At 67.3% G+C, this 14,962-nt stretch carries 15 protein-coding genes; 8 read left to right on the top strand and 7 right to left on the bottom strand.

Annotation, left to right across the window (positions count from 1 at the left end; genetic code table 11):
• Complete coding sequence (locus LJF27_RS07920) at positions 1–738, top strand: adenosylcobinamide-GDP ribazoletransferase (RefSeq protein ID WP_003086787.1); 738 nt, start codon at positions 1–3, stop codon at positions 736–738.
• On the opposite strand, the gene LJF27_RS07915 is transcribed toward LJF27_RS07920, so the two are convergent.
• The gene (locus tag LJF27_RS07915; RefSeq protein ID WP_023116672.1) at positions 701–2,206 is read right to left on the bottom strand and encodes an MFS transporter; all 1,506 of its coding nucleotides are present in this window, start codon (positions 2,204–2,206) and stop codon (positions 701–703) included. The two genes, LJF27_RS07920 and LJF27_RS07915, sit on opposite strands and share 38 nt — an antisense overlap.
• A gap of 118 nt (positions 2,207–2,324) precedes the next feature.
• On the opposite strand from LJF27_RS07915, the gene LJF27_RS07910 reads away from it, so the two are divergent.
• A complete protein-coding gene (locus tag LJF27_RS07910; protein ID WP_003124996.1) occupies positions 2,325–2,885 on the top strand; it encodes a TetR/AcrR family transcriptional regulator in 561 nt (186 codons plus the stop codon).
• Positions 2,886–2,917: 32 nt separating this feature from the next.
• Here the strand turns inward: LJF27_RS07910 and LJF27_RS07905 are convergent, their stop codons facing one another.
• The gene (locus LJF27_RS07905; RefSeq protein ID WP_003109278.1) at positions 2,918–4,738 is read right to left on the bottom strand and encodes an acyl-CoA dehydrogenase C-terminal domain-containing protein; all 1,821 of its coding nucleotides are present in this window, start codon (positions 4,736–4,738) and stop codon (positions 2,918–2,920) included.
• Between the two features lie 130 nt (positions 4,739–4,868).
• Here LJF27_RS07905 and LJF27_RS07900 point away from each other — a divergent pair, with 130 nt between their 5' ends.
• The 3 genes from LJF27_RS07900 (at position 4,869) to LJF27_RS07890 (ending at position 7,310) form a co-directional block, all read left to right on the top strand.
• Complete coding sequence (locus LJF27_RS07900; protein WP_003123092.1) at positions 4,869–5,318, top strand: MarR family winged helix-turn-helix transcriptional regulator; 450 nt, start codon at positions 4,869–4,871, stop codon at positions 5,316–5,318.
• 73 nt (positions 5,319–5,391) lie between these two features.
• The gene (locus LJF27_RS07895; protein ID WP_014603139.1) at positions 5,392–6,591 is read left to right on the top strand and encodes an MFS transporter; all 1,200 of its coding nucleotides are present in this window, start codon (positions 5,392–5,394) and stop codon (positions 6,589–6,591) included.
• 164 nt (positions 6,592–6,755) lie between these two features.
• On the top strand, positions 6,756–7,310 hold the full coding sequence (locus tag LJF27_RS07890; RefSeq protein ID WP_003082631.1) for a glutathione peroxidase: 555 nt from the start codon (positions 6,756–6,758) through the stop codon (positions 7,308–7,310).
• A 58-nt stretch (positions 7,311–7,368) separates the two neighbouring features.
• Here the strand turns inward: LJF27_RS07890 and LJF27_RS07885 are convergent, their stop codons facing one another.
• From LJF27_RS07885 to LJF27_RS07875, 3 genes are all read right to left on the bottom strand, one after another.
• Positions 7,369–8,643 (bottom strand): outer membrane protein transport protein, encoded by a 1,275-nt coding sequence (locus tag LJF27_RS07885; protein WP_003082638.1) that lies wholly within the window; start codon positions 8,641–8,643, stop codon positions 7,369–7,371.
• A 205-nt stretch (positions 8,644–8,848) separates the two neighbouring features.
• A complete protein-coding gene (locus tag LJF27_RS07880; protein ID WP_003082640.1) occupies positions 8,849–9,328 on the bottom strand; it encodes a hypothetical protein in 480 nt (159 codons plus the stop codon).
• A gap of 221 nt (positions 9,329–9,549) precedes the next feature.
• Positions 9,550–10,143 (bottom strand): TetR family transcriptional regulator, encoded by a 594-nt coding sequence (locus LJF27_RS07875; RefSeq protein ID WP_003082643.1) that lies wholly within the window; start codon positions 10,141–10,143, stop codon positions 9,550–9,552.
• 111 nt (positions 10,144–10,254) lie between these two features.
• Here LJF27_RS07875 and LJF27_RS07870 point away from each other — a divergent pair, with 111 nt between their 5' ends.
• Positions 10,255–11,094 carry an alpha/beta fold hydrolase gene (locus LJF27_RS07870; RefSeq protein WP_003116035.1) on the top strand — a complete coding sequence of 280 codons (840 nt, stop codon included), beginning with the start codon at positions 10,255–10,257 and terminating at the stop codon, positions 11,092–11,094.
• A 21-nt stretch (positions 11,095–11,115) separates the two neighbouring features.
• On the opposite strand, the gene LJF27_RS07865 is transcribed toward LJF27_RS07870, so the two are convergent.
• Together LJF27_RS07865 and LJF27_RS07860 are read right to left on the bottom strand one after the other, a co-directional pair.
• Positions 11,116–11,970, bottom strand: coding sequence for a sulfurtransferase (locus LJF27_RS07865; protein WP_003109274.1), 855 nt, complete (start codon positions 11,968–11,970; stop codon positions 11,116–11,118).
• A gap of 300 nt (positions 11,971–12,270) precedes the next feature.
• Positions 12,271–13,332, bottom strand: coding sequence for an SMP-30/gluconolactonase/LRE family protein (locus tag LJF27_RS07860; protein ID WP_003082649.1), 1,062 nt, complete (start codon positions 13,330–13,332; stop codon positions 12,271–12,273).
• 140 nt (positions 13,333–13,472) lie between these two features.
• Here LJF27_RS07860 and rnd point away from each other — a divergent pair, with 140 nt between their 5' ends.
• Positions 13,473–14,597: a ribonuclease D gene (gene rnd / locus LJF27_RS07855; protein ID WP_003086813.1), complete on the top strand. Its 1,125-nt coding sequence runs from the start codon at positions 13,473–13,475 to the stop codon at positions 14,595–14,597.
• Positions 14,594–14,887, top strand: coding sequence for a YcgL domain-containing protein (locus LJF27_RS07850; RefSeq protein ID WP_003082651.1), 294 nt, complete (start codon positions 14,594–14,596; stop codon positions 14,885–14,887). Before rnd ends, LJF27_RS07850 begins: the two co-directional genes overlap by 4 nt.
• Positions 14,888–14,962 lie beyond the last annotated feature (75 nt).

Here is a 14,962-nt window from a genome sequence, read left to right as displayed (position 1 = left end):
ATGCGCGAAGCCTTGCGCTCACTGCTGGTCGCCTTGCAGTTCCTCACCCGCCTGCCGGTGCGCCTGTCGGCGATGCCGACGCCGGAACAGTTCGGCCGCGCGGTGCTCTGCTATCCACTGGTCGGGGTGCTGATCGGCGTCGTGCTGTACGCCGCGGCGCGGTCGCTCGACGGTACGCCGCCGCTGTTGCAGGCAGCCTTGCTGCTGAGCCTGTGGGTGGCGCTGAGCGGCGCGCTGCACCTGGACGGCCTGGCCGACATGGCGGACGCCTGGGTCGGCGGGCTGGGCGACCGCGAGCGGACCCTGGCGATCATGAAGGACCCGCGCAGCGGCCCGGTGGCGGTGGTGGTCCTGGTACTGGTCCTGTTGTTGAAGTTCTCCGCCCTGGCGGCGCTGCTCGGCCAGGGCGAGGCCGGGTTGTTGCCGCTGGCCCCGTGGCTGGCGCGCAGCAGCCTGCCGCTGCTGTTCCTGACCACGCCATACGCGCGCCCCGGCGGCCTCGGCCAGGCCATCGCCGAGCACCTGCCGGCGCGCAGTCTGCCGTGGGTGCTGGGGGTGAGTTTCGGCCTGGCCCTGGCGTTCGGCCTGGCCGGCCTGCTGGCGTTGCTGGTGACGCTGATGCTCTTCGCCTGGCTGCGCAGCCGTTTCCTCGCGCGCCTCGGCGGCACCACCGGGGACACCGCCGGCGCGCTGGTCGAACTTACCGAGTGTGCGGTGCTGGTGGCGCTGGCTCTGTAGCCGGACGCGGCTGGCGCAGGACCGCCATGGCGCTGAGGAAGAGCAGCGCGGCGGCGGCCAGTAGCACGGCGACGAAGGCCTGGTCGAAAGCCTGCCGGGCAAGCTCGACGAGCCGCGACGCGACCTCCGGCGTCAGGCCCTCGGCGACCAACAGGGCGTCGTCGAGGCTGTCGCGGACCCGCGCCGGCAGCTCGGCCGAGGGCAGCCTCAGCGACATCCCGTAGACGAAACTCATCAGGCTGCCGAGCAGGGTCACGCCGATCACCCCGCCCAATTCGTAGGACACGTCTTCGATGGCGGCCGCCATTCCGGAACTCTGTTCGTCCACGTTGAGCATCACCGCGGTGGAGGCGGCGGTCATCGCGCCGCCGAAGCCGACGCCGAGCAGCACCAGGCTGGCCAGTTGCGCTCCGGTGGCGGACTGGTAGGACAGGGCCAGGCCGAGCAATCCGGCGCTGCCGAGCAGCAGGGAGGCGCACATCACCCGGTTCTCGCCCCAGCGCGGCACCAGCCAGCCGGCCAGCGGCCCGACCACCAGCGAGGCCAGCGGGATCGGCAGGACGAACAGGCCGGCCTTCAGCGGCGTCAGGCCCTGCACCAGTTGCAGGTGCTGGCTGAACACCAGTTCCATGCCGACCAGCGCCATGGTCGCCACCAGGGCCACCGCGACGCCGCGGGCGAAGCGCCGGTTGCGGAACAGCGCGAAGTCGATCATCGGTTCGCGGGCGCGGCGCTGGCGGCGGACGAACAGGTACAGGCAGAGCATGCCGCCGAGCGCGGCGAGGACGGCCAGCCCGAAGTCCGGGGCGCGTGTGCTGAGTTCCTTGATCGCATACACCACCCCGACCAGGCCGAACATCACCTGCAGCGAGCCGAGGGCGTCCCATGGGCGCCGCGATTGGCCGCCGCAGGCCGGGATGGCCGGCAGCGCCAGCAACAAAGCGACGACCACCACCGGGACGTTGATGAGGAACACCGAGCCCCACCAGAAGAACTCCAGCAGCACGCCGCCGACCACCGGCCCCAGCGCCGCGCCGGCAGAGGCGACGGAGGCCCAGATGCCGATGGCCAGGGCGCGTTCGCGTTCGTCCTGGAAGACATGGCGGACGATCGACAGGGTCGCCGGCATCATCAGTGCCGCGCCCACCGCCAACCCGGCGCGGGCGACGATCAGCGCCGCGGCGCTGGGGGCGAAGGCGGCGCACAGCGAGGCCAGGCCGAACAGCGGCAGGCCGGCGAGGAACAGCCGCTTGTGGCCAAGGCGGTCGCTGAGCAAGCCGGCGCCGGGCAGCAGGCCGGCGACCACCAGCGGATAGGCGTTGACGATCCAGAGTTTCTCCGCGGCCGTCGCGCCGAGGTCGTGGGTCAGGCGCGGCAGGGCCGTGTAGAGCACGGTCATGTCGATGATGATGAGGAACAGGGCGCTGGAGACGATGGCCAGGACCAGCCAGCGGTTCTGCCGGAACATAGGATAACCTCTGTGGCGAACGGTTCATCGCTCGCCGTGGATAACGGGAATTGCGCGCCACGGGCGGGCGCGTGAAAATATAAATACATACGTATGGATTTAAATTCAAGAGGTAGCCATGGGACGCCGACGAACGATCGACCGTGACCAGTTGCTCGATGCCGCCGAGGCGGTGATCGGCCGCGAAGGCGCGGCCGGCCTGACCATCGATGCGGTGGCGAAGGAAATGGGCATTACCAAGGGCGGCGTGCAGTACTGCTTCGGTACCAAGGATGCGCTGATCGACGCGATCTTCGAGCGCTGGGGCAAGGCCTACGACAGCCTGTTCGAAGCGGTGGCAGGGAAGCAGCCGACGCCACTGACGCGGGTTCGCGCACATGCCGAGGCGACCCAGCGTTCGGACGAGCTGTCCAGCAGCAAAGCGGCGGCGCTGATGGCGGCGCTGATCCAGACGCCCGAGCACCTGGAGGGCAGCAACCAGTGGTATCGCAGCCGGTTGGAAGGCCTGGACCTGTCCGCACCTGAGGGACGCCGTGCGCGCCTGGCGTTCCTGGCGGTGGAGGGCGCTTTCATGTTGCGCTACTTCCGCCTGATGGACATTGGCCAGGAGGAATGGGACTCGATGCTCGACGACGTTCGTGCGTTGTTGCTGACCCCGGCTGGCGCCAGCGGAGACTGAGGCTCCGCTGGCGCGCGCTGCGGGTGGTCGCCTCAGTCGAAGGCGAAGTGCTCGCTCTTCAGGTCCATGATCGAACCCGTCGGCTTCGCCATTGCCGCCGCGTGGCCCTTGGCGCGCGGAAGCAGGCGGGCGAAGTAGAACTCGCTGGTGGCGATCTTGGCCTTGTAGAAGTCCGCCGACTCGCTGCCGCCCTGGCGCAGTCGCCGGCGCGCAGCGGCTTCCTGGAGGGCCCAGGAATAGGCCAGCGTGGCGTAGCCGGAGAACATCAGGTAGTCGTGGCTGGCGGTGCTCACCAGATCGCGTTGCTTGCGCGCGGTGAGGGCAATGCGCAGGGTCAGCAGGTTCCATTGGGCGCAGAGCTTGAGCAGCACCAGGGCGCGGCCGCGCATGCGCGGCTCGTTCTTCAGCAGGTCGACGGCGAACCGGGCCACGCCCCTGGTGAAGTCGCGCACGGCCTTGCCCTGGGTCATCAGCAGGACCTTGCGGCCGAGCAGGTCGAGGGCCTGGATGCCGGTGGTGCCTTCGTAGAGGGTGGCGATCCGCGCGTCGCGGACGATCTGCTCCATGCCGTGTTCGCGGATATAGCCGTGGCCGCCGAACACCTGCATGCCGAGGTTGGCGCTTTCCAGGCCGAGTTCGGTCAGGCAGCCCTTGAGGATCGGCGTGAGGAAGCCGAGCTTGTCGTCCCAGCGTTCGTATTCGGCGTCGTCGTTGCTGAGGATGCCCTGGATCATCCGGTCGGCGTACTGGGTGGCCAGGTAGACCAGCGCCCGGCCGCCTTCGGCGATGGCTTTCTGGGTCAGCAGCATGCGCCGCACGTCACCGTGGTGCATCAGGCTGTCGGCGACCTGGTCGGGTTCCTTGGTCCCGGAGAGCGCGCGCATGGAGCGGCGTTCGCGGGCGTAGGCGAGGGCGCCCTGGTAGGCCAGCTCGGCGGTGGCCACCCCCTGGATGGCGGTGCCGATGCGGGCGCTGTTCATGAAGGTGAACATGCATTCCAGGCCCTTGTTCGGCGGTCCGATGAGGAAGCCGGTGGCGCCGTCGAAGTTCATCACGCAGGTGGCCGAGGCCTTGATCCCCATCTTCTTCTCCAGCGCGCCGCAACTCACGCCGTTGCGCGGGCCGAGCGCGCCGCCTTCGCCGGGAAGGAACTTGGGCACGATGAACAGGGAAATGCCGCGGGTGCCCTTCGGTGCGTCCGGCAGGCGGGCGAGGACGATGTGGACGATGTTCTCGGTCAGGTCGTGTTCGCCGGAAGAGATGAATATCTTCGTCCCGCTGATGGCGTAGCTACCGTCGGGGTTGGCCTCGGCGCGGGTCTTCACCTGGCCGAGATCGGTGCCGCACTGCGGCTCGGTGAGGCACATGGTGCCGCCCCAGCGGCCCTCGGTGAGCGGAACCAGGTAGGTCTGCTTCTGTTCCTCGGTGCCGTGCTGCATCAGGGTGTTCATCGCGCCGAGGGAGAGGCCGGGATACATGGAGAACGGCCAGTTGGCGGTGCCCATCATCTCCTGCTTGAGCGCGCCGAGGCTCATCGGCAGGCCCTGGCCACCGTACTCCACCGGGTGCGAGAGGCCCTGCCAGCCGCCGGCGACATAGGCCTCGTAGGCTTCCTTGTAGCCCTTCGGCGTCCGTACTTCGCCGTTCTCCAGGTGGCAGCCTTCCTCGTCGCCGCTGTGGTAGAGCGGGGCGATCACTTCCTCGCAGAGCTTCGCGCATTCGCCGAGGATCGCATCGACCATGTCCGGCGTGGCTTCGGCTCCGTTGACCAGGTTGCGGTAATGCTCGGGGAAATCGAAGACTTCGTTGAGCAGGAAGCGCGTGTCGCGCAGCGGGGCTTTGTAAACGGGCATGGCTACCTCGGCGATGGATGGAGGGCGCCGGGTGCTCCCGGTCGCCGCTGACAGCGCGAGTTATAGGCCAGCGCCCGGCGTCCGGCCTTGGCAGGGGCAACAGACGGCGTTGGCAGTTCGGACAATCCGCTTGACCGTCGAGAAGTACGGGTATATACACGCATCCATGCTACCGACCCAATGCCTCTGTACCAAACTGCGTCGCGCCGCCCGCAGCGTTTCCCGCTTCTACGACGAGGCGCTGGCCGATACCGGCCTCAAGGTGGCGCAGTTTTCCCTGCTGCGGCACCTGCGGCGCCTGGACCGGCCGAGCATTTCCGAACTCGCCGAAGCCATGGGACTCGACCGCAGCACCCTCGGTCGCAACCTGCGGGTGCTGGAAGGCGACGGCCTGCTGCGCCTGACCGGTGGCGAGGACCAGCGCAACCGCCTGGTCGAGCTGACGCCTGCCGGGCTGGATGCCCTGGAGCGCGGAACGCCGGCCTGGGAAGATGCGCAGCGGCGTCTCGCCGGGCGCCTTGGCGAGGAGCGCAGCGGCGCCTTGGCGGCGTTGCTGGCGGAACTGGAGCGACTGGACTGACAACCGACGAAGCCTCTCGCCGAGGCGCTTCGTTCACGATAAAGCGGGTATATACCCGTAGATGGAGCGACCCATGCCGCGTGCCGCCTTCTGGATCCTGCTGTCCGGAGCCCTGATCCTCGCCCTGTCCCTCGGCGTGCGACATGGCTTCGGCCTGTTCCTCGCGCCGATGAGCGCCGACTTCGGCTGGGGCCGCGAAGTCTTCGCCTTCGCCATCGCCTTGCAGAACCTGGTCTGGGGCCTGGCCCAGCCGTTCACCGGGGCGCTCGCCGACCGCTACGGCGCGGCGCGGGCGGTGCTGGTGGGGGGCCTGCTGTACGCCCTCGGTCTGGTCCTGATGGGACTCTCGCAGTCGGCCACCGGGCTGTCGCTGAGCGCCGGCCTGCTGATCGGCCTGGGCCTTTCCGGCACCTCGTTCTCGGTGATCCTCGGCGCCGTCGGCCGCGCAGTGCCGGCGGAGCAGCGCAGCATGGCGATGGGTATCTCCAGCGCGGCCGGCTCCTTCGGCCAGTTCGCCATGCTGCCCGGTACCCTCGGCCTGATCGGCTGGCTGGGCTGGTCCTCGGCCCTGCTCGCCCTGGGCCTGCTGGTGGCGCTGATCGTGCCGCTGGCCGGGCTGATGAAGGATCGCCCGTTGCCGCTGCAGGGCCACGAACAGAGCCTCGGCGAAGCGCTGCGCGAGGCCTGCGCGCATTCCGGGTTCTGGCTGCTGGCGCTGGGCTTCTTCGTCTGCGGCTTCCAGGTGGTGTTCATCGGCGTACACCTGCCGGCCTACCTGGTCGACCAGCACCTGCCGGCGCAGGTCGGCACCACGGTGCTGGCGCTGGTCGGGCTGTTCAACGTGTTCGGCACCTACATCGCCGGCTGGCTCGGCGGGCGCTGGTCGAAGCCGCGCCTGCTGACCGCGCTGTACCTGGTGCGCGGGGTAGTGATCGTGCTGTTCCTCTGGCTGCCGCTGAGCGTCTACAGCGCCTACGCCTTCGGCGTGGCCATGGGGCTGCTGTGGCTGTCCACGGTGCCCCTGACCAACGGCACCGTGGCGACCCTGTTCGGCGTGCGCAACCTGTCGATGCTCGGCGGCATCGTGTTCCTCTTCCACCAGTTGGGCGCCTTCCTCGGCGGCTGGCTGGGCGGGGTGGTCTACGACCGCACCGGCAGCTACGACCTGGTCTGGCAGTTGTCGATCCTGCTAAGCCTGCTCGCGGCGCTGCTCAACTGGCCGGTGCGCGAGCGTCCGGTGGCGCGCCTGCAGGTGGCCGGAGGCGCGGCGTGAAACTGGCCTGGCTGCTCGCCGCCGGGGCGCTGCTGGGACTCGCCTGGTGGGGCTGGCAGCGTGGCGGACTGGCGCTGCTGGAACTGGGCATGGGCGCATGCTGATAGGTGGCGATAGGCGCGGGGAAGGGTAAGCTGGGACATTCGTCGCCAAGGAGCCATTCCATGAAACCTCGCGTGCTGTTGTCCGTCCTGGCGCTCGCCGGGCTGCCGCTGAGCGGCTGGGCCGCCGATTGCCCGGAACTGTTGCAGGGCCAGTTGACCAAGCTGCGTTCCAAGGAAAGCATCGATCTTTGCCAGCGTTACGCCGGCAAGCCGCTGGTGGTGGTCAACACTGCCAGCCACTGTGGCTTCACCCCGCAGTTCAAGGGGCTCGAGGCGCTCTACCAGCGTTACAAGGGGCAGGGCCTGGAAGTGCTCGGGGTACCTTCCGACGACTTCAAGCAGGAAGCCGCGGATACCGCCGAGACCGCGAAGATCTGCTATGGCAACTACGGCGTGACCTTCGCCATGACCCAGCCGCAGCACGTGCGCGGCGACGAGGCGATCCCGCTGTTCCGCCAGTTGGCCGAGCAGAGCGGCCAGGCGCCGCGCTGGAATTTCTACAAGTACGTGGTGGATCGCCAGGGCAGGGTGGTCGCGCAGTTCTCCAGCAAGACCACCCCGGACGATCCGCAGCTCCAGGCCGCCATCGAGAAGGCCATCGCCAGCCAGCCCTGAGGGGCGGCCAGGCATGAAAAAGCCGGGCATTGCCCGGCTTCTTCGTTGGCGCGTGCGATCAGAAACGATAGGTGACCTGGGCGGTCAGGCCATGCGCGCTGTTGTCGTACTTGGCGCTGTAGGCCGGCTGCAGGGCGCTGCCTTCCTGGTTGACGCCGGCGGTGGTTTCCCACAGGTAGGCGTAGGCCACGTCGACGGTCAGGTCCTGGTTCGGCGACCAGCCGGCACCGACGGTGAAGACCTTGCGGTCGCCCACCGGGATGCGTACGTTGCGGTCCTCGTTGGAGGTCGGCGACGGCTCGTAGGCAAAGCCGGTGCGCAGCACCCACTCCGGGGTGGCCTGGTAGGAGGTACCTACCGAGAAGGACCAGGTGTCGCGCCAGTTCAGGTCTTCGCCGATGGTGTTGAAGCCCAGGGCCTGGCCGAGCGCCGGTACGCCGCTGTTGCGCACCTCGATCTTCTCCAGGCGGCTCCAGCGGGTCCAGACGGCGCCCAGGTAGCCCGTCCACTTGTCGTCGAACTTGTGGGTGATGGAGGTATCCACCGATTCCGGCAGGGTGATGTCCAGCTTGGCATCGTACTTGCCGTTCAGGCCCAGGGCACCCGGAGCGTTCTTCACTTCGGTGTTGCCGCCCAGGTGGTACTTGACCTTGGAGTGGTAGGTCAGGCCCCAGGTGGTGTCGTCGGTCAGGTCGACCATCACGCCGACGTTGTAGCCGATGGCGGTGTCGTCGCCCTTGATGTTGATCTTGGTATCGCCGTTGCTGCCGAGCAGGCCATTGGTGGCCAGGGTGTTCTTCAACTGGCCGTCGATGCGGTTGAAGGTCGGACCGAAGCCGACGGAAACCTTGTCGTTGATCTTCCAGGCGATGGTCGGCTGCACGGTGATCACCTGCACCTTGCTATAGGAGCCGTGGGAGCTGCCCATGAAGCCGTTTTCGTAATCGTTGATGATGCCGTAGGGCACGTAGATGCCCAGGCCGAAAGTGAAATCTTCGTTGATCGGCGTGGAGAAGTAGCCGAACGGTACGGCGGCCAGCGGTACCGAGTCGCCCTTGTTGCTGCCCTGGGCGGTGCTGTGGGCCTGGCTGATGTCGTCCTTGGCCTTGACGATGGCCAGACCGCCGCTGACTTCGGTGCGTTTCAGCTTGGACAGGCCGGCCGGGTTGCCGTAGATGGTGCTGGCATCGAGCGCGGACGAGGCGCGGCCGGCGTAGGCGGTGCCGGCGCCGCTGGCGCTCTGTTCGTTGATGGCGATGCCGTTGGCGAGGGTGTAGGTGGAGACAGCGCTAATGGTCAGTGCGAGAGAGGTTTTAAACCATATTGTTTTCATTGTTGGAGCAACTCCTGTGTATAACGGCGCGCAAACTACCAAGATTCCCAGACCGGCGCCAGTGTTCCGAAGTTCCGCAGGGTGCGGAACAGAGCGGTTGGCTCCGGTGCCAGTGAAGCGAAGGTAGCGCAACCGTTCGTGTCTGTATGTAAAAAATTTTCTGACCGGTTGGTCTGTTTCGGACGCGGGATTTTTCCATTCGCCGTCAGGCGACCTGGCTGAGACTGCCGATGCAGCGTTGCCAGGCGTCGATGAACTCGTGCAGGCGACCGTGCGGCTGGAATACCTGGCGCCACACGCGAGCCTGGGCGAGGTGGTCGTGCTGGTCGGGCAGCGGCAGTCGCGCGGCTTCCACCAGCGACCAGGCGATGGCCGTGCTGTAGCGCAGGTTCACCGTCAGTTCCAGGTGCGGCGCGGCAAGGAAGGCATGCTGGCTGGCCAGGCCGCGGACCCGGCTGGCGCGCTCCGGGTCCAGCGCCAGGTACTGGTCCCAGAGCTGCTGGTGGCGTTCGCTGGCGATCCGGTACAGGCCGTGGCCACGGCGGTCGTCGAGGGCGCTCCCCAGCGCCGACTGGCAGGCCGCCGCGCCCAGCAGCAGCGCTTCGGCGGCGGGGCTGTGGCAGGACAGGTAGTCCAGGGTCGGGCGTATCACGTGCTGGCAAAGATCGTTGGCGGAAATACCCATGACGGCCTCGCGCAAGGTGGATCGGCGGGGCCGGGCAGTTTGGCAGCTTCTATTCCGATGGCCCCGCCGATAGCGGACTTAGCCGCTTGATTTGAAGTGTAGTGAAACAAATCGGCTGTAAAGGACTGTTTTTAAATTGTTTCCAGCTTTAGAGAACGACTGATATGCCTGCTGGAAATTAAACCGGCGCGTCCTTGCTTCGCTTGTGCTGGGCGGCATTCTCAGCCCCTGCGCAGGCTGTAGAGGAAGTCGCGGATGATGGCTTTCACTTCATTGGCCGCTTGCCGCTTGTTGCGTGCATCGCGAAGACTCATCGCGGCCTGGGTAAGGAAGCCGTAGAGCTGGCCGACCAGGGTTTCCCGGCGGTAGTCCTTGAGTTCGCCACTGGCCGCCAGTTCGTCCACCAGGCGCCCGACGTAGCGCAGCGTGTGGCGCGAGTCGATGCGTTTCCATCGCTCCCAGCCGACGACCGTGATCACCTCCTGCAGCGACAGTTGCCGCTTGCCGCGCGCCATCACGCTGTCGATGAAGGCCTCGGCCAGTGCGGCGGCCTCCGCCCACTTGTCGACATGCGCCGGCACCCTGTCCAGGTCCTCGGCGATCGTCCGTACCTGGCGTTCGTAGCATTCGGCGAGCAGTTCCTGCTTGCTGCCGAAGTGGTGGTAGAACGCGCCCTTGGTCACGCGCGCCTCGCGGGCGATGGCGTCGATGGAGACGCCGCCGTAGCCATGTTCGATGAAGGCGGAGAGGGCGCTTTCCAGCAGTGCCTCGCGGGTCGCCTCGGCATTTTCCTGCTGCCTGCTCTTGACATTCATACTGCTGCCTTCTTACATACCGTCGGTATGTTCATGCTAGCACGCCTGGCGATCCGTCGAGCATTGCGTCCGTCCCGGCTGCTCGAACCCGCACGGCAAAGGAGGGAGCGAATGAGTACCGCAGTGGAGATCGCCTGCCGTGACGGTGTGCGCCTGGCCGGCGACCACTTCCCGGCCGTCGGCGATGCGCAGGGGAGCATCGTGGTGGCCTGCGCGCTCGGCGTCAGGCGCGCCTTCTACCAGCGCTTCGCCGTCCTGGCCGCGGCTTCCGGCTATGAGGTGCTGTTGTTCAGCTACCGCGGCAGCGAAGGCGACGACCCTGCCGTGGCTAGCTATCGCCTGGCCGACTGGGGACGCGAGGACATCGATGCGGCGCTGGCCTGGTGCCGAGCGCGCGCGCCGGAGCTACCGCGCTATTTCGTCGGCCATAGCATCGGCGCGCAGTTGCTCGGTCTGGCTGGTCAGGCCAGCGGATTGAGCGGCGCCGCGTTCGTCGCCGGTTCGTTTCCGTACTGGAGGCGCTGGCGAGGCAGGCAACGCTGGCAGATGTTCGGCCTGTTCTGCGTGGCGGTGCCGCTACTGACCGGACTGCTCCGACGCTTTCCCAGCCGTTTCTTCGGCCTCGGCAGCCTGGATATGCCGAGTCATTTCATGCGCGACTGGGCGCGCTGGGTGCGGCAGCCGGACTACCTCCTGGCACCGCGCTTCGGATTGCAGCGGCAGGGTTACGAGGCGCTGGACATCCCCGTCGCCAGCTTCCTGTTCGAGGACGACGACTACGTGCCGTGGGCTGCGGCGGAAAAGCTTCACCAGGTCTATGCCGCGGCGCACCTGGAGTTGCGTCGCAAGGGACGGGCCGAGGGGGCGGTCGGGCATTTCGGGCTGTTCCGCAACGAGGCGTTGCAGAAGGAGTTGCTCGACTACTTCAGGAAGCTGCCCGACGCGGCGTAAGCCGCGTCCGAGCGTATGGCGTCAGTCGCCGGTGGCGACCGGGCGGCGCGGGTCGGTGATCCACTCGCTCCACGAGCCGGCGTAGAGGCGCGGAAGCGGGAAGCCGGCGAGGCTCAGGGCGAACAGGTTGTGGCAGGCGGTGACGCCGGAGCCGCAGTAGGCGACCAGCTCGTCCACCGGGCGACCGCGCAACAGGGCGGAGAACCGCTGGTGCAATTGTTCCGGCGGAAGGAAGCGGCCGTCGCTGCCAAGGTTGTCGGTGAAGGCGGCGCACTGGGCACCGGGAATGTGTCCGGCGACCGGATCTATGGGCTCGACTTCGCCACGGAAGCGCGGCTGCGCGCGAGCATCGAGCAGCGCCAGTCCGGGTTGGCCCAGTTGGGCCTGGAGGGTGGCGGCGTCGATCAACAGCGAGGCATCGGGCTGGCCCTGGAAATCGCCGGGTCGAAGGCTGCTTTCGCCATTGGTCAGTGCCAGCCCCGCAGCCTTCCAGGCCGCCAGGCCGCCATCGAGGAGGTAGACCCCATCGCGCTTGCCCAGCCAATGCAACAGCCACCAGGCGCGGGCGGCGAATGCGCCGGGGCCGTCGTCGTAGAGCACCACCTGGCTATCCTGGCGCAGGCCCCAGGCTTGTAGCTTGAGCGCTAGCTCGGCGGGATCCGGCAGCGGATGGCGACCGGTCACGCCCTTGCGCACGGGAGCGGAAAGATCCCGTTCGAGGTCGGCGAAATGCGCGCCGGGAATGTGGTTCTCCTGATAGACGCGGGCACCGTAGGACGGGTCTTCGAGGGCGAAACGGCAGTCGAGGACCAGCAGGTCGGGTTCGCTGAGGCGGGCGGCCAGTTGTTGCGCGGTCAGCAGTTGGGCGGACGACATCGCGGACTCCTTGGGTCGGGAAGCAAAGCCGGTGGCGAATGGGTGGATCATGCCCCTTGGACCGCGTCGCGTCATCCCGGCGTCGCGCGGCGAGGTGGAGAAATGGCGAAAGGAAAGGGCTGGCTCCAGGCGAGGAAGATTCCTACTCGGTCATCAGCCTCGCCCGGCAGCGGGGGATTTGTCCAGACATGCAGAATCGGCTCGTTCCGAGATACCCGCTCCTGTGTTCTATCCCTCGGGACGCTTGTCCGATTGGCTTGGCCCGACGCTTGCGCCGGGCTTTTTTTCGCCTCGGCCTTTTCAGGGGATCGCCAGGCGGCCGATCCGGTCGTTTTCCAGGCTGCCGAAGTAGAGCTGGTCGCCCACCGGCTTCGCCGAGGTGATCATGCGCAGGTGGTGGCCGCTGGTGTCGTGCAGGCTGCGGACGATCCTGCCCTGTTCGTCGATGGCGATGACCAGCCCGTAGGCGGTCGGCTTGGGCAGGAACATGCGCGGCAGCTTGGCCAGCTGCGCCTTCAGCCAGGGATGCCGGTGGAGGAAGTCGGCGTCGGCCTTGCGCGGGGTCGGCAGGGCCACCCAGAAGGTACCCTTGCGGTCGCCCTGGAGGTTGTCCGGCAAGCCCGGCAGGTTGTCGATGAACACCTCGTGCTGGCCAGCCTTCTCGCCTTTCAGCCAGTAGCGGGTGATGCGATAGCGGTAGGTCTCGTTGACCAGTACGAAGTCCTCGTTTGCCGAGAGTGCCACGCCATTGGCGAAGTACAGGTCCTTGAGCAGCACCTCGGTCTTGCCGGTGGACGGGTCGTAGCGCAGCAGGCGGCCGTGCGGTCGGGCCTCGAGCAGGTCGAGGATGTAGTCGGGCTGGTGGAACTTGCTGGAAGCGTCGCTGAAGTAGATGCGGCCGTCGCTGGCGATGTCGAGGTCGTCGGTGAAGGCGAAGGGGACACCGTCGGCCTCGGTGGCGAGGGTTTCCACCTTGCCCTGCGGATCGATGCGCAGCAGGCCTTTCCAGGCGTCGGCGAGGATCAGGTTGCCGGCGGCATCGAAGTCCATGCCCAGCGGGCGGCCGCCGGTGTCGACGAAGGTCTCGACCTTGCCGCTGGCGTCCAGGCGTACCACGCGGCCGTCGGCGAGACCGGCATAGACGCGGCCCTGGCTGTCCACGGCGGTGTCCTCGGGGCCGTGCAACTGGCCCTGGCCAAGCAGCTCGGCCTTCATCAGGGTGTCGTTGGGTTCGAGGACCCCGGTCATCTGCGGAGCGGCCGGAGCATCCCAGGCGAGCGGGTCGATCGGGCTGGTCTTCAGGGCCAGGTAAAGAGCCGCGCCAGCCAGCAGGAGGACGATTATTCCGCTGAGCTTCTTCATGCAGTTCCCTTGTTCGGATTGTCGGACAAAGGGCGGAGTATGGACATTCGCTACGCTCATCGGCAAGCGCGGTGCCGAGCGGAATGCTCGCATGGCGCCAGGCTCTATATAATGCGCCGCACTTGACCAAGGAGATGTTCGTGACCGCGCCCGAAATCCAGTGGATCCGCGATGATGCCAGCCTGGCGCAGCAATGCCGGGAATGGCGCACACAGCCGTACCTCGCGCTCGATACCGAGTTCATGCGCGTCGATACCTTCTATCCCGCGGCCGGTCTGGTGCAGGTGGGCGATGGCCGGCAGGAGTGGCTGATCGATCCGCTGCTGATCCAGGACTGGAGCCCCTTCGCCGAGCTGCTCGAAGACGAGCGGGTGGTGAAGGTGCTGCATGCCTGCAGCGAAGACCTCGAGGTGTTCCTGCGCCTCACCGGCAGCCTGCCGGTGCCGCTGTTCGATACGCAGTTGGCCGCCGCCTATCTCGGCATGGCCCATTCGATGGGCTACTCGAAGCTGGTGAAGGAGGTGCTGGACATCGACCTGCCCAAGGACGAGACCCGTTCCGACTGGTTGCAACGGCCGCTCACCGAGATGCAGATGCGCTACGCCGCCGACGACGTCCAGCACCTCGCCCAGGTCTACCTGGCCCTGGATGCGCGGCTGAGCGAGGAGAAACGCGCCTGGCTGCTGGAGGACGGCGCCGAACTGGTCGCCAACCTCTGCCGCGAGAGTGATCCGCGCGAGGCCTACCGCGAGGTCAAGCTGGGTTGGCGGCTGCGTCCGCAGCAACTGGCGGTGCTCCGCGAACTCTGCGCCTGGCGCGAGGAGCAGGCACGCCTGCGCAACCGGCCGCGCAACCACGTGCTGCGCGAACGTACCCTGTGGCCGCTGGCGCGCCTGCTGCCGAAGAACAAGACCGACCTGGCGGCGATCGAAGACATGCATCCGCGCACCGTGCGCCAGGACGGCGACTTCCTCATCGAACTGATCGCCCAGGCTGCGCGCCTGCCGCAGAGCGAATGGCCCGAGGCGCTGCCCGAGCCGCTGCCGCCGGAGGTCACCCCGCTGCTCAAGAGCCTGCGCGCCATCGGCCAGCGCGAAGCGGAGACCCTGGGCATGGCGCCTGAGCTGATGCTGCGCAAGAAGATCCTCGAGGCACTGCTCAAGAGCGGCTATCCCGACGGTCCCTACGAACTGCCCGATTCCCTCCGCGGCTGGCGCCGCGAACGCATGGGCCAGGCCCTGCTGGACGCCCTGGAGAGCGCATGAAACGAATCTGTTCCGTCTACAAGAGCCCGCGCAAGAACGAGATGTACCTCTACGTCGACAAGCGCGAGGCGTTGAGCCGCGTACCCGAGGCCCTGCTGGTGCCGTTCGGCGCGCCGCAACATGTCTTCGACCTGCTGCTCACCCCCGAGCGCCAACTGGCCCGCGAGGATGTCGCCAAGGTCCTGGAGAACATCGAGAAGCAGGGCTTCCACTTGCAGATGCCGCCGGGCGAAGAAGAGTACATCGAGCATCTCCCGGAAGAGTTGCTGCGCATGAACGACCCGCTCTGACGCGAGCCGTACCCCGCTGGCGCCGGCTTCCCGGCGCCACTTTCACGACGTGAAACCCGCTCTGTGCAAGGCTGC

The organism is Pseudomonas sp. 203-8 (genome assembly GCF_020708595.1).
In the GTDB taxonomy this organism is placed as follows: domain Bacteria; phylum Pseudomonadota; class Gammaproteobacteria; order Pseudomonadales; family Pseudomonadaceae; genus Pseudomonas; species Pseudomonas aeruginosa.
Note: the sequence above shows the minus strand (reverse complement) of the source record. Positions and strands in the feature narration are given on the sequence as shown.

Excerpts from the sequence above, each read along its gene's own strand:
- LJF27_RS07920 (WP_003086787.1), top strand. The coding sequence starts at position 1 with ATGCGCGAAGCCTTGCGCTCACTGCTGGTCGCCTTGCAGTTCCTCACC.
- LJF27_RS07915 (WP_023116672.1), bottom strand. The coding sequence starts at position 2,206 with ATGTTCCGGCAGAACCGCTGGCTGGTCCTGGCCATCGTCTCCAGCGCC.
- LJF27_RS07910 (WP_003124996.1), top strand. The coding sequence starts at position 2,325 with ATGGGACGCCGACGAACGATCGACCGTGACCAGTTGCTCGATGCCGCC.
- LJF27_RS07905 (WP_003109278.1), bottom strand. The coding sequence starts at position 4,738 with ATGCCCGTTTACAAAGCCCCGCTGCGCGACACGCGCTTCCTGCTCAAC.
- LJF27_RS07895 (WP_014603139.1), top strand. The coding sequence starts at position 5,392 with ATGCCGCGTGCCGCCTTCTGGATCCTGCTGTCCGGAGCCCTGATCCTC.
- LJF27_RS07890 (WP_003082631.1), top strand. The coding sequence starts at position 6,756 with ATGAAACCTCGCGTGCTGTTGTCCGTCCTGGCGCTCGCCGGGCTGCCG.
- LJF27_RS07885 (WP_003082638.1), bottom strand. The coding sequence starts at position 8,643 with ATGAAAACAATATGGTTTAAAACCTCTCTCGCACTGACCATTAGCGCT.
- LJF27_RS07880 (WP_003082640.1), bottom strand. The coding sequence starts at position 9,328 with ATGGGTATTTCCGCCAACGATCTTTGCCAGCACGTGATACGCCCGACC.
- LJF27_RS07875 (WP_003082643.1), bottom strand. The coding sequence starts at position 10,143 with ATGAATGTCAAGAGCAGGCAGCAGGAAAATGCCGAGGCGACCCGCGAG.
- LJF27_RS07870 (WP_003116035.1), top strand. The coding sequence starts at position 10,255 with ATGAGTACCGCAGTGGAGATCGCCTGCCGTGACGGTGTGCGCCTGGCC.
- LJF27_RS07865 (WP_003109274.1), bottom strand. The coding sequence starts at position 11,970 with ATGTCGTCCGCCCAACTGCTGACCGCGCAACAACTGGCCGCCCGCCTC.
- LJF27_RS07860 (WP_003082649.1), bottom strand. The coding sequence starts at position 13,332 with ATGAAGAAGCTCAGCGGAATAATCGTCCTCCTGCTGGCTGGCGCGGCT.
- LJF27_RS07850 (WP_003082651.1), top strand. The coding sequence starts at position 14,594 with ATGAAACGAATCTGTTCCGTCTACAAGAGCCCGCGCAAGAACGAGATG.